Source organism: Vibrio sp. 1580 (assembly GCF_033340055.1).
In genome coordinates this window covers 388,013-407,689 of record NZ_JAWOVT010000001.1, presented here as the reverse complement: position 1 = coordinate 407,689, position 19,677 = coordinate 388,013, and the positions used below count along the sequence as shown (strand labels likewise).

Below are 19,677 nucleotides of genomic sequence, written 5' to 3'. Positions count from 1 at the left end.
CATTATGGCTGCTTGGAATAAAGGAAAAAGAGTTGGACAGAAGAAAGCGTTCAAATTGGAAGACATTTGGCGGATTCGAATTCGCTTAGAGCTTGAAGAGCGCTTGTTTGAGTTGGCGCTGTTTAATCTTGCCATTGATAGCAAGCTGAGGTCTTGTGACCTGCGTAACCTTAAGGTGCAAGATGTCAGCCGAAGTGGGTGTGTGATGTCACGAGCTATTGTGAAGCAACAGAAAACCCATCAAGAAGTGCACTTCGAGATCACGCCTAAGACCCAACAAACCTTGTCTCAATGGATAATCCTGAATGGTCTGACACCAAGCGACTACGTGTTCCCTTGAGGAAAGCTAGAAATCCAAATAGGCCACCTAAGCCTTGATTATTTCTCCTCATATTTCTGACTTCTGCATAATCGCTCGATGAAAACATTACCGATCCAGCAGCCTTTCCCACCCATGTTGTTCCGCACGCTATGGTCGACTAAATTTTGTGTGAACTTCCGCTAAGTGGTCTATTCTATATACGTTACAACTTTATGAGTAAGGGTATTGCATATGCCAAATAATTTAGAATCTATGTCTATTGACATGAAGTCTCTGATGAGCGGTCAGATTAAACATGCTTTAGAATCTCAAGATGGTATCTTAGGGCTACCTGTTAAAGATGATAGCGATGTAGACTCTACATCAATTCTTGTTAAGGGGCTTTCGATAAATGGTGAACATCATATTCAAATGGATTCGAACATTGTTTTATCCGTTCCAAATAGAGCCTGTAAACATACCACTATAGTTAGTGTTATTAATGATGGCTCTGAGGTTGAACTAGCTAAGTTTGAATTAGACAAGGATTGTGTTGCAGTAGTTAGAAGTACTAGCCCCATCAAGGTTTCAGACTTCGTATCAAAGTTTACTAATCCCGAAAGAGAGCTTTCTATATTGTCCTTAGGTGATGTTCTTGATGATATCAAGGAAGAGGCTATAAACATACTTAATGATTGTGGGTTAGATATTAATTGCGCCTTTGATAGAGTTTGGAGCTTAGTTGTTGGTAGGATTTGCGGTAGTGATTGCAATCGAGATTGTACATACAATTGCGACGTATTGGATCTAGCATGTCATTTACGTAAGGCTGATTGTGAAAGGTTAAAGGCGCAATGTAAAGTATGTGAAAGGGGGTTAGAAGCAGCGAAAGTGCTAGTGAAAGGTTGGCTTATGACTCTTCTACCTGTACCTCTAGAGTTGAAAGCTTTGCCTACACAACCTAATCAAGTAAAACCTAAAAAATGTACTTGTAACTCAGAAAATAGTGATAGATAAATAGAGTTTGCAATGTTCCTTTTAACTGTTGCTCATGGGGTCGCAGCCAAATTTATCAACATGTACTTAAAATTGGCTTTGTTTTGCTGGGGATATGATTCGCACGTAAAGGTCGCCAACTTGCACCTTCCCATAGATGCAGTGTTGTTGAAAGCTTTGCGCCGAAGTAATATCGGAGGACTAAAGTCTCGTTGGAAAGCGCCTTAGCTTGCTAAATGGTCTAAGTTTTCCTCAGTTCAAGATGAACAAGTGATTCAATTAATCATGGGCAGCCGCGCGTTATGGGAAATTGAAGAATGTTGCCAAGGACACCAGTAAGAAGGTATTACTAGTGTCCGAACTTGCTTTGATCCCAAAGTATAGGCGATGACCATTTTTTTTAGGTGCCCAGAGCATGCTTTAACCCTTTTCCTTAACTCGCACTATATATGTAGACCCATTCAACTCCACATGACTACGTTTGTTTTTTGCACTGTGCCATAGGAGAAACAATTTTAATTGAGCAGCAAACATCAAAATGTATGGCCAAGCCAAGAGAATAATTCCTTGAAGTACCATTTCAGATTCTGCGTCATAAGGCTCCCAATCGGATAGTTCAGTATGAAGTTCCACGAGCCTAATTCGATCTGATTTGGCTTGTGCTAAAAAGGACGATTTCAGCGTCCCTTCAGGCTCAAGCTGACAATACATATCTCTTGAAAAATTATAATAGTCCTCCGGTACAGGGTTGTTAAAACCTAGTGCAGTACAAATAATTTCCCATCCCTGTTCACTGGCAATGTACTCAGAAACAAATTCTTTTGAGTAGAATTGTTTTGGCATATCGGGGGCTTGGGGTACTCCTGCTGTAGCACTTAAGAAAGCTTGCTTATTGTCTCTCAAAAGTTGACTTAAATCAGTTAATTTCAATCCTGAACGCTTGAATTGACTGTATTCAGAAAGTACAAGCTCTATATGTTGAATGCGTTCTTTGTATTGCTGAATTTGATAATTGAGTATGTCTTTTTTTGTATTGTGGACGTAAGCACTCCGTTTTTCGGTATCCGCATAATAAAACATGGCTATACCAATTATCACTAACCAAACGTCAAACCGTTCTGCTTGTTGAATCACAGATTTTGACCAGTTACAGCGTGAACATATCCACGCTAAAATCAGCATAAACAATGTAACAATAAGAAATATTGTCAAAATCGACGCCTCCATGCCTTATGAAGTTAGAATATTTAGCTTAGGCAATCAGGTTACAACGCTCAAATAAAAATTAAAAATGGGTACGGCTTCACTAACTAGCTTTTGTCCCGCAGTGAGCAGAAATCTACTAATCCCTTGTGACACCTTTACGAGATTACGTTCTCGATCATTATTGGATCTGGTTTCAATGATATCATTTGATAACGGCTCAAGATTGAAGGGATGGCTCAAATGCAAATATGGAGATTAGTTGCACACCATGCACAAGCGGAAAAAGCATTAGAACAAATGATTAGTAACGGTCTAATTGCCATTGGTTGGTCAGATCTCGGTGATTTATCTGAATGGCAACCTATAAATAGCCGTGAAATATCTTCGAAACTACAAGATATCCGCTCTACAGTTTCCAATGCGATGATGGCAGGGCCAAGTTTATGGAATTTCTTCAAAGAAGTGGAAATTGGTGACCAAATAATTGTTACAGCGAATAGAAAAAGAAGGTATGTATTTGAGGTGACTGGCCCTTATTTTTACGACAACGTAAACTCTATTTTAGGTTATGCACATCAACGCCAAGCAGCTTTAACGGACATTAACCCGGAACAACTCTGGCAAGCATCAGGAGCAGGAGTTGCTGAAGGTGAAAATATTAGGTGGACTCTTGCAAAGTGTAACGGCACTAAGGAATCAGAAGACATTATTCACAAGGAAGGCAGACGCTACTCAGTAACTTCAACGGCAATCGAGCGAGACAAGGTAGCTAGAAGTAAATGCTTGGCACATTATGGTTACACCTGCCAAGTGTGCCTTATAAACTTTGAACAAGAATATGGAGAAATTGGAAAGAATTATATACATGTCCATCATAGAATCGATCTTGCTTCTCGGAACGGAGAACACACTATTGATCCGATCCAAGACCTCATTCCTCTTTGCCCTAACTGTCACGCAATGGTTCATACCCAAAAGCCTGCAATGTCGATTGAGAAACTGAGATCAACATATAAAGCACACCAAAAACGTGTTTAGCTTCGGCTAGTACTAAATTGCTTTTGTCCCAGAGCTTGGCTGAAATTCTGCGTTTGTACCATGAATAGATTGCTTAGTGAGGAGTGCAGTCTAGCCAGCTCGCTTTTGTCCCAATGTTAGCCGTAAAACCGAACACCGTATAGCAAACTTATGCCAATGGTCATCCCGCTGCCTTAGCTCGTGCTTCCGCATTAGTGGAACGGAGTTGAGCACTAGTTTGTTATGCTACTGCATAATTCCGTATTTACGTTTACCTACTCATTGTTCTATTGAGGAAGTGGACTCTGTTACTTCATGCCCAACCACTGGATTCTGGGCGCTGACCTGAATACATAACCTCCAGCTTTCATACTAAACTCTAAAAATAGTGCGCTACACAACATTCATATGTGTTTAGATATATAATATATTGCGTCTAGTTGACATTAATTGCATATGTAAAAAAATATACTTTATCTATTCGAGGCGAGTTAATGAATAATGAAGCTCAAGAAGTAAATGATTCAGGTTTAGACAGTCGTAAGTCAACCAAACCTTGGTTAAGGTTAACTAGGCACATAGTAGGACAATATATCACTTGTTTGGTTTTTTTTAGCTCTAGCACAGTATCCAACCCAATTGGAGCATTGGCAGAAATATTGGGGAGCGCATTTGGGGCAGCTTTGATCATTTGGGGCATTGGTAGTCTTGTGGTTGGTCTTGTGACGTTATTTTTCACCAATTGGTCAAAGCATAAAAAAGTCTCAATATTTGTTATTACTTCATGGGGATTATTATTTTTACTTGTTGTGGCTCAAGGAGCACACAACAACCCAGCATATAAATCTTGATCACACTTTATTACACCAATTTCTAAATTAGAGGTTAACCACTAGTAAACCTAAGTTTTTAGACATGCCTCTACTGTGAAAAGCATGAAACTCAACTACTTAGGAATAATTGCCAATAGAGTAAACTAAATCAATGATATATACAGTAACTGAACATAAACATCGCTTCTCTGCATGGGCAGCTTCTAGAGCGTCAAGTGTTAAAGGGGCTAGGTTTACGGTAGAACAAGGTAAGCAACTTATCGAGTCTATAGGTCTAGACACACTGGTTGACGATCCAGATAAACTACCAGCAAGAGAAGACATCAATAAACAGCACCGCCAATGGCGTGAACAGCTTATTGCTGAAGCGAGTAAAATAGGGTTGACTTTTACTCATGGGGTCGCAGCCAAATTAATCAACATGTACTTAAAATCGGCTTTGGTTTGCGGGGGATATGATTCGCACGTAAAGGTCGCCGACTTGCACCCTCCCATAGATGCCGTGTTGTTGAAAGCTTTACGCCGAAGCAATACCGGAGGACTGAAGTCTCGCTGGAAAGAGGCTGAGCTTGCAAAGTGGTCTAAATTTTCCTCAGATCAATATGAACAAGTGATCCAATCAATCAGAGAAGTAATGGGCAGCCGCGCGCTATGGGAAATTGAAGAGTTTTGGCAAGGGCACCAGTAATGAATGAACTAAGGCGCTTTTGTCCCTGAGGAACGATAGAAATCCCTATAGGCCACTTCTAAGTCTTGATTATGGACTGTTGACATCCCCCATTCGAAGAGTACTCTTGTAATGGGGCGTCCGCCTTACTTGCGTATGAGTAAAAACAGACATTTCAATAAATGATTATCTATTAATGAATTAATTTAATGACCTTTGGCTGATTAATATCGACTCAAAAGGTTTAAACGTGCGCCCGGAGTCGATCTAAAAGTCGGAGCATTAATCATGTTAGATAAGCAACTCGTACATGCCTTTCATCAATCATTAAAAAATTACTTACCGGATCTTAAATTAGGTCAATCCAGAGAAGTGGTTGCATCTTTTTATGGATTTAAATCTGCGGCTAGCTTGATTAAGGCTGGTTTCGTGCTATCTAAGTATGACCTTGATAGCCGACAAGCAGATTTTTATGACGATGAATTTAACCAACACAATGAAACACCATTATTATTCACCAACGAAAAAAACGTTCGACATCGCCTTAGAAGGCTGTCTAAAGCTGTACTAGCAGATGCAAGATTAGAAGAGCAAGTCCTTCTACATATACGTAATAACCTGTTTCTAAAGAACTGTAAGTTCTACAGTTGGAATGAGATCGAACCATGGATGGTAGATAGTTTAGGTGAGAAACTAGTTGAAAAATTGAGCCATGAAGGTAATGCAGCCGCTGCGTATTCATATGCTGTTCATCACTTCGATGGGATTGAAATAGACGATAATGCAGGCCCGCACGAGGACTACTGGTATAAGAAGTACATTTCTGGCGAAGTCTTGGAAGGGGGCGCTCTCCGCTTTGCAAAAGAATACGAAGAAAAACTATCTGTTCAATCCGAGTATCTATCACTACTAAAAAGAGCGGCTGAGCTAGGAAGTAAAGAAGCAATGATGCAACTCGCTGAAAACACTGATGACGTAGAGGTAATTCGAGAGTTGGCTAAACAAGGTTACTACCCAGCAATTGAGTTTGCTTATGAAGTCTATAGTGACACTCAATATGAGGAATTGCTTGCATTTAGCGGAAATACAGCAGCTATTCTTAATCTCATGGAAAAATACGAACATTCCTCAAAAGAAAGTGAACAATATAAACTCGTTTTTTTGAACGAGCTAGCCAACCTTTATGGTTATTACCCGACCCAATCGATTGCTGATAATGATGAAGATTATGGGCCAGTATTCATCCTTTATGCAGGCATATCTCTTCCTAAAGTAAGCAAAGAATTGGAGCAGAAAGCGAAGACAGAAGCTCAAAAGTTTTTCAACCAACATAACTACTAGTTAATGGCAAAAGCAGCTTTCGAACTTTGTACGGGGGCTGCTTTATCCCCTAAGGCAGCACATTCGAAATATAAACATTTAGGCTACAGACTCTAAGGCGCTTTTGTCCCTGAGTAAGACTACACACCGATTAAGAGAAAAGAGGACACGTTCTCATTGATAGCGAGTTCAATGAGTGTTGCCAATGTGTTTTTTTCATTAAATAGACTTTCAGTAAATTTAGGGTGAGCGAAAGCGTTCACCCAGATTTTAAGGTGAGTCGAAAAACAATATTTAACAGGAGTTTATGTTAGCGCTTGTATCGTGCTGGATACTTATGAACCCACACACGTAATATCTGTGGGTTGCATCCAAAGGTTACAAATTCGACAGCTTTCGATCAAGATGGATACCAGTAACCGACTGTATCGCAAGCAGGGCAGTGATACCTAGAACCCGCCCAAGCATCTTCGACAACCTCACCACTACCAAGACAAACTGCAGCGTCCGCCCAACTATCAGTTTCGATTACTTCCGTGTCGCAATGGTCGCAAAAAACAACGTCACCATCATTCACTTTGTAAGAGCAATAAATATTTTTCATGGAGCTATCGTCTTTATAATACCCGTCAAGTTCATTGAAATTACCGTCGAAGTATTCATCGTGGCGATCTGGTATCGCTACCCACTTTCTAATGCTTTTGCTCATTGAACTTCACCCTTTATGTAGCAACGAAGGCAGGCTCCAGTGTCCCAAATGCTACGCGCATCGCTTGTGTAATCGTAAAAATCAGTACGGCACTCGCGACACGTTACACAGTCTGGCTCTGGTTCTGCGTTGTAATAGTCATGTGCATTGAACGTTTTTTCTTTTTCTTCCCAGATTTTTTTCTTCGCTTCGAATAATTCCATTATTTTTTCACGTTCTTCGTCTTCGGTAAATTGGCTACGCTCCGAGAGATCTAATGCATAATATTCAGCAAGGGCACCCCGCTGCGCAACATGCTTAACCAATCCTTTGATTAGATTGTTAGTATCAATTTCCTCACAAAAAACTGACTCAATCACATCAATGACTTTCTGCTGAAGTTGACCTTCGAGGTAAGCCCACATTTCGCTCACACTTTCGACTTTCTCAATTCCAGTGCCCTGAATTAAACGGCTTGAAAAAGCCTCGTTCGTACTGCCACCGCCAAGCAAACCCTTGATGATAATTTTTTCGTAATGTTCCATTTTTTTATAACTCATGGTGATTTCTTCACTGTGCGGAAGTATTTGGTTGTAATACTTACGCTCACTTTCTCAGCTATGTCGAATAATGGTTCAGCAATGTCAACGTAATTCTTATCAATTACTCACTGGTACTGAAGCGATAGTCACAGAGATTAGTAGGTATGGGAAGTGGCAAAATAATGGCATACAAGTCGCGAGTTGATTTCAACTCATTGATTTTATGCTTTTTGTGTGTTTTTTCTTCAGTCTAAAGTGTGATCTTTGTCATTAAAATACTTGTTGTCAGCTATTCCAATATATTGGTTACTTTCGGTACATCAATTACGGGCTAGGTGCTAACTCCGCTTTATAACTGGGTTGTTAGATGCTAATTCTGAGTTAGAAGGGATAGATTAATGCTAATTCCGATCTAAGAGCGCGGGTGAAATACAAATTCCGATCTGGAATGATGAGCTAAATACTAATTCTGATCTCAAGGTCTTGGATTGATAGTTTTGAGGTTAAGGGTACGGCCACCTTTAGCCACGTTATCCAAGCGTTCTTCATAGTTAGCATGAATCTTGCCTTTCGCTGATCATTTTTTAATCCAGTATTTAATTGTTAACCAAACTCTCTATTGATTAATATATAAGCATCCTTAACAAAAAATAACAGCTTTTGAGCTGAACACCGTTTCTCATCATTTGATAAATTGTTTTCTTGATTATTTAGATTATTGTGCTCTAAACTAAACTAGTTCGGTACATCATTGGCCTCATGTGCGTGATAACAAGCATGAGGCTGTTGATTTTGTTTTCCCAAAGCTCTAATTGCATTGAGCTTCTGCTACTAGCTTCAGTAACTTAGCAGCCAGATCCGCAGAGTTGTCCTGCTTGTACACGGTAATGCTATCGCAATACTGTACTACGACATTGCCGTTCTCGCCCATAATCACAGAGGCTAGCGCCTTCTCCTGTAGGATTGTTTGCATAAATCTGATGGAGCCTTCTTCAAATTCTTCTTGTTGTTTATCATCATTCATAACTTTACCTGTTCGATAGCTCGGATTTGACGTAATAGTTGTGGTGTTACCCCCTTATTCGATGGGCTTTTTAGATGGAGGTTTCGAAGATGATTCAATTCCCAATAAAACAAATCTCCACAACTGCGCCACTCACTGACACGAGCTATCTCAACGTGTTTTCGTATGCGTGCAATATGGTTGTTGCTCCCCATTCGCAATACACCAGTCCAGTCGATATCGGGCGCTATGGATGCCTTATTGAATATCTGCATATTGATAAGCAGGTCTCGGGCTCCTCTAGGCTCTACTGGATAAATTAACATTCCTACCGATAGGGCTGCTCTTTCTAGCAATTTTGCTGACAGGGTATCGTGTGGTATCGACTCCATGACATCTAGGGTGGTTTTATAGTGACCGGATCGGTATGCATTGCGAACTGATTCATTGTTATTGATATAACGCTCTGAGTATAAGAGAGAAAAAGCGTTTATATATAAAACCCTCATAAATTACCTCCTATTCGATAATATAGTCCTACTGTGTAAATAAATTTACTTCGTTATTTTTTATTCATAATCGTATGCACTAATATAAATAAAAGTATTATTTTTACCCTATAAAACAATATGTTGTCATTTTTATCTGATTCTGTATACTCATGTTTGCCACTCATGGCAATGGTGCGTCTGCTGTAAAAATGAGGGTACCTATTTGGTAATAATGAATCCATGCTGGGGTATGCCGTATCAACAAAATCAGACGCGTTCGGTAAATTAGCCAGCTATAAGGTGATTATGTTAACCAATGCATATGCCTCTTTCTCTGAGGTATCGACCAAGATTCTATCTGATCTTTTTAAGACGGAATTTCGTACTATCCCACTAGAAAATAGGCGATGTTCTCTAAATCAAGGATTTCAGCAACTTGCTAGAAACGCTGGATTCAATTGTTACCAGTCCATGCAAAAACAAGAGTCGGCACTGATCAGGACTGAAGAGCTAATTGAGGCGCTCAAATTTGCAGGACTAAGTGACGAGTTAGCAAGCAACGCGCGTTATTCTAGACTCCTAAAATGTGATGTATTCTGTGGCTCTGACCAGCAGTTAAGTGCTGCCGTTGATCCTGATGGCATAGTATTAAATACTCCATTCCTATCAAAATCATCACCATATATTCCAGATTTTGAGTTTTATGCTCTTAATGTTCATGGTACAGATGGCATATGGATGACCTTGAATGAATGGGATAATTTTGTTGAAGATCTGGAAGATAATTTAGATTTTAATGGTGACCTCGAATATCAGATTGAGGAAATCTGGAACAAAAACACTCCTGACAGTTGTGGAGAGTTGTTTCTGAGTTCCAATCCAGATTGGGATGAGTTAGCCGATTGCACAGAGGGAATGCTGCGAGCTAGAGTGTTAGAACATGCGGGGCATACGCCACTTGATTTATTGTATGACTATTTCAGTTCCGAACGTCGTGCATAGCTGATGTTTAAGGAGAGTGACTTACCTGACTCACTCTCTGTCACAGAATGCGTTTATTATAATAGTGACCTATTCCAACCTGACTGGGCACTTCATCAAGCGACATGTTGCTTGATGAAGTGAACTGGGCTTAAATAACTAAGCGCACTGAGCCTACTCGTAAGAATAAAATCAACCTCAATGAACTCGAAGACCGTTTGGCGCATCTCATCTTTGGTCATGATCGGCTCGTATTGGATCTCTTTAACTTTCACACAATGGAAAAAGCTCTCAATACAGCCAGTCTCCCAGCAGTTTCCTTTTCTAACCACGTGCTACTTTAAATTATAATTCGTTATTCAGCCTCGATAGTCTTTTGAGTAATATGGGTTATTTCGAACACTATGAACAAGCCTACTCAGGGGAGCCTCGACGGAACTGGGCCATAGATAGTACATCACAGGCTAGCGTAGCCATCATCCACGTATCCATAGACCAACCGATCACTTGTCGTGAGTAAAGATCAAAGATGACAGTCAAGTACAGCTAACCTTCGCTTGTGGCAAAATATCTGATATCACCCGTCCATTTTTGATTCTGAGCCGTGCGGTAACGACTAGAGACAACTGGTGCTAAGCGACGGACATTTTATGTTTGCTGCAATAGTTTTGCATTAAGGCTATTACCATTCTCTGCCAATTCTTTACGGATGCACCTTTAACTATCTCGGCCTTTGCTGTTGTTGAAAGCTTTTCCGTCCTTTGTATCCGTTTCCTCGCACTGGAAGGCTATTCTGATGAATAGCACTTTTAGAGTTTATCTTGGTTTTTATGACACTATCGACATGAATATGTATAGTACTCAATGATACAATTTGTGATCTTTCCCAAAGAAAGTTGATTGTTTTTAGTTTGATAAAAAGGGCTGGCCAAGCGGCGAGCTAGGGGATTTGCTCAAGCTATGTTTAGCGCTCAAAATTGAAGGCTTAGATAGTGTCGTGAAGCCTTTGAAGCGCATGTAATTAGCTACAGAAACGCCCACTCTTGATGAAAAGACTTATTATGAATTTTGATATCGATGCACTGAAACACCACCAATTGGTCGAAGATGGTAAATTAGAGGGATGTTACATTCATCAGCCAGCTCAAGGTAGCCAGCAAGATGACAAAGCTGTTTTGGCAGAGCGCCAAGCGTTGGAAAAGTTGGGATATAAGGTAATACAGGTTAAAGCTAAAGGCGGGACAACAACGTTTGCCGAGGCGATGCAAAAGCTAGCGAAGGAAACTGGTCACCTGCCTAAGGAGTAAGTGAGTGTAACCTGCCACAGCCTTACAAGTTCTCCCACCAGACTATTTTTTCATTCAAAAGAGCCAGACCGTTAGGCTGACTCTTTTTTGCCCCAAATGAGCTGAAATCAATTTCGAAGTGGATAATAGAGTTCAAGATTTTAAAATATTTAATCTAATGGAAGGCAAGACCACACTCCTACGGTTATTGACAACATAAGGGGGGGAGAATGTCTATTCCTTTGCTTTAAATGTATTTAAAAATCAATCGTTCAACTTGTGCCATACAAGCTTTTTATCGTCTTCCTCAACCACAAGATTTTAGGATTCTGGTTATTGCGCTTGTGCCAAATCATGGTAAATGGAATCAGTAGCTTGTGCTGATAATCTTCGGCAATGGGGATAGGCAACGCTATTAAGTTGGGGTGAAGCTGTTCGCAGTATCGCTGACAATATTTTGGTGCTGTGGTTAACATTTGATGGTCGGGCTTTTCTGCAACAAATAAAGCTTGCTCGAAACTCGCCATCGTTAGGCTAACGTTTCGAGTATATCCCTGTTCTGCCAAGATCTCATCCAATGCCCAACTGTCATTTTTCTCCCATGCTACATTGATGTGGGCATAGCTTAAGAAAGTATCCAAATTCCACTCTTGCTTGAGCGCAGGATGATCTTTGCGGACATACACCATAGGTAAATCCGAAAACAGCACTTCGAAATTAATAAAATACGGGAGCAGTTCTAACGACTCTTTGGAGCGAGGATGGCTTTCACGGCCAGTAAAACCAATATCCACTTCACCGCTGGTAATGGCGTCTAACGAGTCGTAATCCCAGTTATGGAACTTTACCGTTGAGTCTGGATAAAAATCATGGATTCGTTTGGTCAGTTCATCCGCCATGATGAGTGACAATGGCGACTCTACTCCAAGATGAAATTTAACTCCGCTTGGAACATCATCACCTCGGTGTGAAACAATCAGGTTACCGATCTGCATCCAGTCTGACAAAAGCACTTGCACGTTTGTCGCGAGATTTGTTGGCTTTAGGCCTTGCGGCGTATTCACAAAAAGCGGGTCATCAAACCAAGCGCGCAATTTGCCTAAAGACTTACTCACGGTTGAGGGAGTTACATTAAGTTTTTTCGCCGTTTTAGTAACACTCTGCTCTTGCAGTAGCAATTGCAGAGTGAGCAGTAAATTAAGATCAAGTCGGGCAAGAGATTTCTTCATGAGGCTCACTAACGTTATGATTTGGAAATAATAATATGATGGAGAGTCCAATAACGCCACTAGCAACCAACGCTATCATTAACATCATCACGGCCGACACACCTAACGTCGCCATCAACCAAATGTAAAGTGCAGACCAAGAAACCTGACCTATGCCAAGCATAGAGCTTGCAAGTCCAGCTTTGCGTGAGAACTGGCTTAACGCTTGACTCATCGCCACACCAAACCCCATTGGAAAACTCATGCTGAGCAGAGTGAATCCTACCATATAAAGTGTCGGACTATCGCTATTCAAGTGAGCCGCGAGAATAACGATAGCCGACAGAAAATTGGTCATTTGTGCAGCGAACATCAATGTGGTTTGTTTGAAGCAAGAAAGAGCAAATGGAACTGAAAACGATGTCGTCATACCTACCATCGCGAGTAGTGCCATCGTTGTTGAATATTCGCCTCGAGTAAAACCAATTGAATCCATTATTATCATTGGTGACGTATTTATATAAGAGAGAATAGCTGTGACGCCTAAAGATGTATAAATAACGCGCGATATGAAAAAGCGGTTAGATAGTGATTCGTCGGAAGCTTCACTCACATTTAAAGTTGTGCGCTTGGTTTTAGGCAAGGTTTCTTTCAAGACAAAGCAAGCAATTAAACCTATCACAACACCCATTATCGCCATGGCAGTGAATAACACGGGCCACGGAAACTTGATCATAATCAGATTGCCGATCACGGGGGCAAGTACTGGAATAGAGCAGATATTTCCATTGAGCATCGATAGAACCTTAGCTCGCTCTGGGTCCCCTAGAGTGTCACGCAAAATGGCAAAGGCCACTACATAGCAACATGCGGCACCTACGCCTTGGAAAAAGCGCATTATTAGGAAGCTATTACTGGTCTCAGCAGAGCCCGCGAACATTGATGCAAGGGTAAAAATCACTGCACCGCAAATGGCAACAGGTTTGCGTCCTAAACAATCAGCAGTTCGCCCAACAAAAACCATAGTCGATGCTAGACCAGCGAGGTAAATAGAAAAAGCAATATGAAGTTGTGATTCGCTGGCAGACAGGTCATGGGCGATTTGTGGTAAAGCAACCAAGTAGAGATCTATTGCCGTAGGATAAAGCAACACAAAGGCGAAGCTACATATCAGATATCGGGATAAATTAATTTTTTCCATTACTACCTCGTGAAGGAATTGGGCTTACGAGGATGATATGCAACATTACTCATCTTGGCGCGTTACCTTTCTGACAACAGGTATTTCCATATACGACATCAGTAACGATTGTGGCTATAGCAGTCAAATTTGCCCTAAGAAGAACCGTGGTATTGGGAGAAAGTAATCTATACAACCGAGTCCACTACATTAGTTAAATAGACAACGATGGACATTAGTGACCTGGAGTTTTCTCAAGCTATATTAAGCTCTCAAAACCGCAGAGCTTAAATAGTGTGGTTAAGCCTTTGATTCGGGTGTGGCCTGCCTTTGTAATCTCTTTCCCCAAAATACAATGTGTTTTGCTTTACAGGAGTCAGAATGCCTGGCTCCTTTTCCCTTTGCTTGTCGCGAACGCTACCATCTTGGTCGTAGAGTATTGGTTATCGAAACCATTAACTCATGTTAGTGAAAGGAAATTCCTGAACTCTATAGTGCTTCTTTCACCAATCTTCTGTTTGGGCCATTATCTCTAACATCCAGACGCGAAATAGCATAAGATACACGGCCTTTACTAGCACTGAGCCACTCATCGTAATGACAGATAAAACACAGCAAGCGACATTTGCCGATCTTGGCCTGATTCCAACATTAGTCGAGCGACTAGAAGCGTTGGAATACAGCCAACCGACGCCCATTCAATCCCGTTCTATTCCTGATATCCTTGAAGGGAAAGATATTATTGGTGGTGCCAATACGGGGTCTGGTAAAACCGCTGCTTTTTCGCTGCCAATCTTGCAAAAAATTGTTCAGCAAGACGAATCAAACAAACGCCGTGGCAACTTCGTTTCCCACCTGATTTTAGTACCAACTCGTGAGTTGGCATCACAGGTGGCATATAACGTCAAATCTTACTCATACCATCTCAGAGATAAGATCAAAACGGTTGCCGTATTTGGTGGTGTATCGGTGAACCCACAAATGCTAGCGCTTCGCGGTGGCTGTGACATTATCGTAGCTACGCCGGGTCGATTACTTGATCTGGTATCCAGTAACGCGATTAAGTTGAACCAAGTAGAAACGCTCGTCCTTGACGAAGCCGACCGAATGTTGAGCCTCGGATTTACCGAAGAACTGAATAAGATTCTTGCGTTACTACCAGAGAAGAAACAGACGCTGTTATTTTCTGCTACTTTCCCTGATAAAGTCACGACGCTGGCTCAGCAGTTGCTCCGCGACCCTGTTGAAGTTCAGTTGCAGAGCGCAGAAGCCAGCACTTTGGTGCAGCGCGTGTTTAGTGTAAATAAAGGTGAGAAGACGGCGGTACTCGCGCACTTAATCAAACAGCATCAGTGGCGACAGACTTTGATTTTTGTGAATGCTAAGAATGCCTGTAATCATTTAGCTCAAAAGTTGTCAAAACGCGGTATTACCGCTGAAGTTTTCCATGGTGATAAAGGGCAGGGCGCTCGTACTCGTGTCCTTGACGGTTTTAAGTCTGGCGAGATTCAAGTTCTTATTGCCACCGATATCGCAGCACGCGGCCTTGATATAGAAAAACTTCCAGTGGTGATTAACTTCGATCTTCCGCGTAGCCCTGCTGATTATATGCATCGAATCGGTCGTAGTGGTCGTGCTGGTGAAGTAGGTTTAGGGTTATCTCTTATCGATTACGACGACTACCACCATTTCAAAGTGATAGAAAAGAAAAATAAGTTCCAACTTGAACGCGAGCAGGTAGTCGGTTTTGAAGTGGAAGACGATCAGAGTGAAGCCTACTTTTTACCAATGAAGCCGCGAGCGAAGCCGGCAGGTACGGGTAAAAAGAAGAAAAAGCGTAATCAATAGAAAACGTAAACTACATGTGAGTTTACTTACGGGAGTTGTTAGAGAAAAGGAATGCTCACTAGCTTGAGTCTTCGCTTCTAGCCATTCCTTTAAAGAACAATAGAGCCCTGCTGGAGCTACCAGTAGGGCTCTATTGCTTTTCAAGATAGTGTTATTGGCGACGAGCAGGGCGTCCGCGAGGTGAACGCTTTTTAAATGCAGACGCTGCTTTGGCTTGTGACTTAAGAATAGAGTCAACGGTTAGCGGCATTGGCTCTTTAGGTTCAAGGCCATGAGGGAAGGTACGAGCTCTTGGTGGTAAGTTGTATTCTTCTTCGCTCGCGCGTGGCATGCGCTTAAAGCGATAAAGGTAAAAGTTTTCTAATTTTTCTCTCGCCCATTCGGTTTTCTTTAAATACTTCACGCTACTTGCAATCGAAGGCTTAGTGTTAAAGCAATTAAAACGCATTGCTGTATCTAGAATGTCCCAGCCGTAAAAATCCACTAACTCTTGCAACATAGTCTCTAGCTTTAATCCGTGCAGTGGATTGTTCTGTTGCAGCTCGATTCTCTCTTCGTCAGTCATCATTTTTAAGGGCCTTACTCATTAAAGGGCGGAGTTTAACAAAGTATACAATGTAGAGATATCGATAGTTACTTTGCGATGGATGCGAGCACAGTGCTCTCTACCTTGAAAGTATAAATCGGAATTGGCCGCTCTACTTGGCTCTCTGCTCAAAAATGACTCTTAAAAGTTCAAGCGTCCCAGCTCGATGTTAAATTATTGTGTAATAAGTGAGATTTTTGTTGTTCTTTTACTAATGTCTAATATTCCTACCCATAGCAACACATGCTTAATAAGCTCAAAATCAAAATTGGTTCATGCCGCTTTCTTAGTATGGCCTAGAAGTTTGATGTGGGTGTTGTCTCGTATTGGTCGAAGGCCTGTCTACCAAGCGAAACTCTAGTTGACGTAGTTCAACGTTGAAACATAAAAGGATGACTCAATGTCTGACAAAAGTAAGACTTTTTACAGGGATGTGCGCAAAAAACCGCATGAATTTGAAAACCGAGAAGACTTTCTAAATCATGATTTAACCGTCATGAGTTTCCGTCGCTGGGGAATTCATTTGCCCTCACGTGATTACAGTATTGAAATCGAAGACTGGGTACCGGCATTAGCAGCAACCATTGGTAAAGTGGTTATGGTCACTGCCATGGTTTCCGCTTTTGCTGCTCAGTTTGGTTTATCTCCGGAATTCATTGCAGAAAACGTGCGTTACGAATTACTTATCGCTGGAGCCCTGTTCGTCATCCTGTTTTCTGCCATCCTAAACCCGAATGCAAACTTAGCGGGAACCCATGGCCCAATGATACCGCTGATTCCTATGATTGCAGCTGCAGGAGGGCACCCTCTCGCGCTAGGTTTGATGGTATGTGTTTTTGGGTTAATTCTCGCCTTAACCAAAGGTGGCTCTAAACTCATGACTCTGACTGGTATCGGGGTTCGAGGAGGGTTGTTGATCTACCTTGGTGCCGTTGGGTTGCTCGGGCAAATTAATAAGACGGAAGCGTGGGCTGCAAGTACGGACCAAGGTTACATTTCGTTTGTGGTCATAGGCCTAACCGTTATGGTTTACGCTTACTTAGCCAAGATCAATAAACGTTGGCTCGCTATCCCATTGTGCTCTGCACTCGCGGGTATTGTTGCTTATTTGATGGGCGCTGAGTTTGCCTTTACCACAGAACCGGGCCTGCCTAATTTCAGTCCATTCTACTGGTGGGGTGAAGATACAGGCTGGCAGCTAGGCTGGCCAACCCTAGAGCACTTTATTGCCGTGACTCCATTTGCTCTACTGGCAGTCGCTATGTGGTCCCCTGATTATCTCGGCCATCGTGTGTTTCAAGAACTTAACTACCCAAAAGAAGCGAAAGGTGTACTCATGGATGTCGACGACACGATGGTCGGAGCATCTGTTCGTCAGGGGGTTGGTTCACTCTTAGGGGGCGGAAACCTAGCTTCTTCTTGGGGAACGTACATGATTCCTGCCGCAATTGCCAAGCGTCCTATTCCAGGTGGCGCTCTGTTGACGGGTTTCATGTGTATTGCGGCGGCGGTAATTGGCTACCCAATGGATCTAGCAATGTGGGAACCTGTTCTGCGCGTTGCTTTGATTGTGGGTGTATTCTTACCACTCCTTGAAGCGGGTATGCAGATGATCCATAAGCATAAAGATTCACTCAGTGCAGGTATCTGTATTTTTGCCTGTGCATTCGTTAATCCAGTCTTCGGTTGGGCAATCACGATGCTGTTGGATAACCTCGGGCTTATCGGCGACCATGAGCGTGCTAACGAACTATCGCGCAAAGATAAATATCTGATTCCTGGCACTGCGTTTATCGTTTGTGCAGGCTCCCTTGCTATTGTTGGTCAGCTTCCAGGCATTCCAGCTCTTATCGGTTAATCGAATTATGCTCTAAAGGTATAGTGAGAGCAGTGAGTAAAGGGACTTGCTTCTTAAAATAGTAGACAAAAACAAAAAGCTACCTAGTACCAGGTAGCTTTTTGCATGTAGGGTTAGGCTACGGAGTTAGGCTATATGAGTGATTCAATGCCGTATTTTGCGCCGTAGTGTTCAACGACAAAATCAATGTCTTTGTCACCACGGCCTGATAAGTTGATCAAAATCGAGCCGGTTTCTCCTTGCTGTGCGAGTTTAATTGCGTAAGCGACAGCGTGTGAGGATTCAATAGCAGGGATTATTCCCTCTTCACGAGACAGCTCAAAGAAGGCATCAATCGCTTCGTCATCACTGATTGAGCCGTAATTGACACGGCCAATGTCTTTTAAGTAACTATGCTGAGGCCCAACCGATGGGTAATCCAAGCCACTTGCTACAGAGTACACTTCCTGAGGTTCGCCTTGCGCATCTTTAAGCATGTAAGACTTAAATCCGTGCATGATACCTGGCTCACCGAGTGTGAGTGTTGCAGCATGCTCGCCAACCTTTTGCAAAGAGCGGCCCGCAGGTTCAACGCCGTGAATGGCGACTTGTTCATCCTCTAAGAAAGCAGTAAATAGCCCCATCGCGTTAGAACCACCTCCAACGCATGCGACGAGATTATTGGGTAACTTGCCGGTCATTTCTTTGAATTGAACTCGTGCTTCGTTACCGATAATTGATTGGAAATCTCGTACCATTTTAGGGAATGGGTGAGGGCCAACGACAGAGCCTATCGCATAAAGTTGTGTATCAGGATCTTTCAGATAAGCTTCGAATGCAGAATCTACCGCTTCTTTGAGGGTTTTGCGCCCATGAGTGGCAGGAATGACATTAGCACCAAGGATTCTCATGCGGACGACATTCGGATGCTCTTTGGCGATATCAACTTCACCCATGTAAATATCGCATTTCAAGCCAACCAATGCCGCGGCTGTAGCAAGCGCAACACCGTGTTGCCCTGCGCCAGTTTCAGCAATCAGTTTCTTCTTACCCATCTTTTTAGCGAGAATGGCTTCCCCTAAGCAGTGGTTAATTTTATGTGCGCCTGTATGGTTTAAGTCTTCGCGCTTTAGGTAGATGTCTGCTCCGTATTTTTTAGACAAGTTTTCCGCATGGAAGATTGGGCTAGGTCGTCCAACAAAGTGCTTATATAGGCGAGCGAGTTCCGCTTTAAATTCAGGATCTTTGCTGCATTCCTCATAAGCTGCGTTGATGTCATGCATGATTTGTTCAAGCTCAGGTGGAACAAAGCTACCACCGTATTCACCAAAGTATCCTTCTTCGTTGGGCATAGTGAGATCAAACGAGTTTTTCATTATTTACATCCTAGTTAACGAAAGTATTGATACTTTATACCCAAAATTTGGAAGAGGTTGTGTGATCAGTTGCTTAAATAACAATTGTAGATCTAGTGAACTAGTTAAAAAGTACAGCTTGGGTAGGGGATAATAGTTGGGATGTAGAATCAGGTGGTTTGAATAGGTGCAAAAAAGCCTCGAGAGATCCTAGGCTGTCATAAGAACCTCTCGAGGCAAACAGAGTGCTGGAAATACACTCTGCGATGGTGTCTGGAAACAAAAATTAGATTCGTTTCCTTTGTCAGATGTTAGGGTTTTAGAATGAGTCG

At 42.1% G+C, this 19,677-nt stretch carries 17 protein-coding genes and 3 pseudogenes; 11 read left to right on the top strand and 9 right to left on the bottom strand.

The window, feature by feature from the left end:
* Positions 1-4: 4 nt before the first annotated feature.
* Positions 5-337 (top strand): annotated as a pseudogene (locus R7093_RS01920) (integrase); the annotation flags it as partial.
* Positions 338-553: 216 nt separating this feature from the next.
* Positions 554-1,318 (top strand): hypothetical protein, encoded by a 765-nt coding sequence (locus R7093_RS01910; RefSeq protein ID WP_318111993.1) that lies wholly within the window; start codon positions 554-556, stop codon positions 1,316-1,318.
* A gap of 399 nt (positions 1,319-1,717) precedes the next feature.
* On the opposite strand, the gene R7093_RS01905 is transcribed toward R7093_RS01910, so the two are convergent.
* On the bottom strand, positions 1,718-2,431 hold the full coding sequence (locus R7093_RS01905) for a hypothetical protein (RefSeq protein ID WP_318111994.1): 714 nt from the start codon (positions 2,429-2,431) through the stop codon (positions 1,718-1,720).
* Positions 2,432-2,734: 303 nt separating this feature from the next.
* On the opposite strand from R7093_RS01905, the gene R7093_RS01900 reads away from it, so the two are divergent.
* The 4 genes from R7093_RS01900 (at position 2,735) to R7093_RS01885 (ending at position 6,361) form a co-directional block, all read left to right on the top strand.
* The gene (locus R7093_RS01900; protein WP_318111995.1) at positions 2,735-3,541 is read left to right on the top strand and encodes an HNH endonuclease; all 807 of its coding nucleotides are present in this window, start codon (positions 2,735-2,737) and stop codon (positions 3,539-3,541) included.
* A 473-nt stretch (positions 3,542-4,014) separates the two neighbouring features.
* Positions 4,015-4,371: a hypothetical protein gene (locus tag R7093_RS01895; protein ID WP_318111996.1), complete on the top strand. Its 357-nt coding sequence runs from the start codon at positions 4,015-4,017 to the stop codon at positions 4,369-4,371.
* Between the two features lie 133 nt (positions 4,372-4,504).
* Complete coding sequence (locus R7093_RS01890; protein WP_318111998.1) at positions 4,505-5,041, top strand: hypothetical protein; 537 nt, start codon at positions 4,505-4,507, stop codon at positions 5,039-5,041.
* 267 nt (positions 5,042-5,308) lie between these two features.
* Positions 5,309-6,361 carry a hypothetical protein gene (locus R7093_RS01885; protein ID WP_318146475.1) on the top strand — a complete coding sequence of 351 codons (1,053 nt, stop codon included), beginning with the start codon at positions 5,309-5,311 and terminating at the stop codon, positions 6,359-6,361.
* A gap of 379 nt (positions 6,362-6,740) precedes the next feature.
* On the opposite strand, the gene R7093_RS01880 is transcribed toward R7093_RS01885, so the two are convergent.
* The 3 genes from R7093_RS01880 to R7093_RS01870 all read right to left on the bottom strand — a co-directional run bounded on the left by R7093_RS01880 (position 6,741) and on the right by R7093_RS01870 (position 8,594).
* Entirely contained in the window at positions 6,741-7,049 is a 309-nt protein-coding gene (locus R7093_RS01880) for a hypothetical protein (protein WP_262641475.1), read from the bottom strand.
* Positions 7,046-7,588, bottom strand: coding sequence for a hypothetical protein (locus R7093_RS01875; protein ID WP_318112001.1), 543 nt, complete (start codon positions 7,586-7,588; stop codon positions 7,046-7,048). The genes R7093_RS01880 and R7093_RS01875 overlap by 4 nt, the downstream gene beginning before the upstream one ends.
* 790 nt (positions 7,589-8,378) lie before the next feature.
* Positions 8,379-8,594 carry a hypothetical protein gene (locus tag R7093_RS01870; RefSeq protein ID WP_069497429.1) on the bottom strand — a complete coding sequence of 72 codons (216 nt, stop codon included), beginning with the start codon at positions 8,592-8,594 and terminating at the stop codon, positions 8,379-8,381.
* 776 nt (positions 8,595-9,370) lie between these two features.
* Between R7093_RS01870 and R7093_RS01865 the strand changes: the two genes are divergently transcribed.
* The gene (locus R7093_RS01865) at positions 9,371-10,066 is read left to right on the top strand and encodes a hypothetical protein (RefSeq protein ID WP_318146474.1); all 696 of its coding nucleotides are present in this window, start codon (positions 9,371-9,373) and stop codon (positions 10,064-10,066) included.
* A 95-nt stretch (positions 10,067-10,161) separates the two neighbouring features.
* Here the strand turns inward: R7093_RS01865 and R7093_RS01860 are convergent.
* Positions 10,162-10,795: pseudogene (locus R7093_RS01860) on the bottom strand (DDE-type integrase/transposase/recombinase); the annotation flags it as partial.
* Between the two features lie 160 nt (positions 10,796-10,955).
* Between R7093_RS01860 and R7093_RS01855 the strand changes: the two are divergent.
* Positions 10,956-11,066: pseudogene (locus R7093_RS01855) on the top strand (putative quorum-sensing-regulated virulence factor); the annotation flags it as partial.
* Between the two features lie 40 nt (positions 11,067-11,106).
* A complete protein-coding gene (locus R7093_RS01850; protein ID WP_017821096.1) occupies positions 11,107-11,352 on the top strand; it encodes a hypothetical protein in 246 nt (81 codons plus the stop codon).
* Positions 11,353-11,603: 251 nt separating this feature from the next.
* Here R7093_RS01850 and yidZ read toward each other — a convergent pair whose 3' ends face one another.
* Positions 11,604-12,560 (bottom strand): HTH-type transcriptional regulator YidZ, encoded by a 957-nt coding sequence (gene yidZ, locus R7093_RS01845; RefSeq protein ID WP_047101555.1) that lies wholly within the window; start codon positions 12,558-12,560, stop codon positions 11,604-11,606.
* Positions 12,535-13,740, bottom strand: a complete 1,206-nt coding sequence (locus R7093_RS01840; protein WP_047101554.1) for an MFS transporter — start codon at positions 13,738-13,740, stop codon at positions 12,535-12,537. Before R7093_RS01840 ends, yidZ begins: the two co-directional genes overlap by 26 nt.
* A 576-nt stretch (positions 13,741-14,316) precedes the next feature.
* Here R7093_RS01840 and R7093_RS01835 point away from each other — a divergent pair.
* Positions 14,317-15,567, top strand: coding sequence for a DEAD/DEAH box helicase (locus R7093_RS01835; RefSeq protein ID WP_047101552.1), 1,251 nt, complete (start codon positions 14,317-14,319; stop codon positions 15,565-15,567).
* Positions 15,568-15,718: 151 nt separating this feature from the next.
* Here R7093_RS01835 and R7093_RS01830 read toward each other — a convergent pair whose 3' ends face one another.
* Positions 15,719-16,135: a VF530 family DNA-binding protein gene (locus R7093_RS01830; RefSeq protein ID WP_005375544.1), complete on the bottom strand. Its 417-nt coding sequence runs from the start codon at positions 16,133-16,135 to the stop codon at positions 15,719-15,721.
* Between the two features lie 418 nt (positions 16,136-16,553).
* Between R7093_RS01830 and R7093_RS01825 the strand changes: the two genes are divergently transcribed.
* A complete protein-coding gene (locus R7093_RS01825) occupies positions 16,554-18,011 on the top strand; it encodes a DUF3360 domain-containing protein (RefSeq protein ID WP_005375642.1) in 1,458 nt (485 codons plus the stop codon).
* A 131-nt stretch (positions 18,012-18,142) separates the two neighbouring features.
* On the opposite strand, the gene trpB is transcribed toward R7093_RS01825, so the two are convergent.
* Positions 18,143-19,366, bottom strand: a complete 1,224-nt coding sequence (trpB, locus tag R7093_RS01820; protein WP_005375643.1) for a tryptophan synthase subunit beta — start codon at positions 19,364-19,366, stop codon at positions 18,143-18,145.
* Positions 19,367-19,677: the final 311 nt, after the last annotated feature.

Excerpts from the sequence above, each read along its gene's own strand:
- R7093_RS01910 (WP_318111993.1), top strand. The coding sequence starts at position 554 with ATGCCAAATAATTTAGAATCTATGTCTATTGACATGAAGTCTCTGATG.
- R7093_RS01900 (WP_318111995.1), top strand. The coding sequence starts at position 2,735 with ATGGCTCAAATGCAAATATGGAGATTAGTTGCACACCATGCACAAGCG.
- R7093_RS01895 (WP_318111996.1), top strand. The coding sequence starts at position 4,015 with ATGAATAATGAAGCTCAAGAAGTAAATGATTCAGGTTTAGACAGTCGT.
- R7093_RS01890 (WP_318111998.1), top strand. The coding sequence starts at position 4,505 with ATGATATATACAGTAACTGAACATAAACATCGCTTCTCTGCATGGGCA.
- R7093_RS01885 (WP_318146475.1), top strand. The coding sequence starts at position 5,309 with ATGTTAGATAAGCAACTCGTACATGCCTTTCATCAATCATTAAAAAAT.
- R7093_RS01880 (WP_262641475.1), bottom strand. The coding sequence starts at position 7,049 with ATGAGCAAAAGCATTAGAAAGTGGGTAGCGATACCAGATCGCCACGAT.
- R7093_RS01875 (WP_318112001.1), bottom strand. The coding sequence starts at position 7,588 with ATGAGTTATAAAAAAATGGAACATTACGAAAAAATTATCATCAAGGGT.
- R7093_RS01870 (WP_069497429.1), bottom strand. The coding sequence starts at position 8,594 with ATGAATGATGATAAACAACAAGAAGAATTTGAAGAAGGCTCCATCAGA.
- R7093_RS01865 (WP_318146474.1), top strand. The coding sequence starts at position 9,371 with ATGTTAACCAATGCATATGCCTCTTTCTCTGAGGTATCGACCAAGATT.
- R7093_RS01850 (WP_017821096.1), top strand. The coding sequence starts at position 11,107 with ATGAATTTTGATATCGATGCACTGAAACACCACCAATTGGTCGAAGAT.
- yidZ (WP_047101555.1), bottom strand. The coding sequence starts at position 12,560 with ATGAAGAAATCTCTTGCCCGACTTGATCTTAATTTACTGCTCACTCTG.
- R7093_RS01840 (WP_047101554.1), bottom strand. The coding sequence starts at position 13,740 with ATGGAAAAAATTAATTTATCCCGATATCTGATATGTAGCTTCGCCTTT.
- R7093_RS01835 (WP_047101552.1), top strand. The coding sequence starts at position 14,317 with ATGACAGATAAAACACAGCAAGCGACATTTGCCGATCTTGGCCTGATT.
- R7093_RS01830 (WP_005375544.1), bottom strand. The coding sequence starts at position 16,135 with ATGATGACTGACGAAGAGAGAATCGAGCTGCAACAGAACAATCCACTG.
- R7093_RS01825 (WP_005375642.1), top strand. The coding sequence starts at position 16,554 with ATGTCTGACAAAAGTAAGACTTTTTACAGGGATGTGCGCAAAAAACCG.
- trpB (WP_005375643.1), bottom strand. The coding sequence starts at position 19,366 with ATGAAAAACTCGTTTGATCTCACTATGCCCAACGAAGAAGGATACTTT.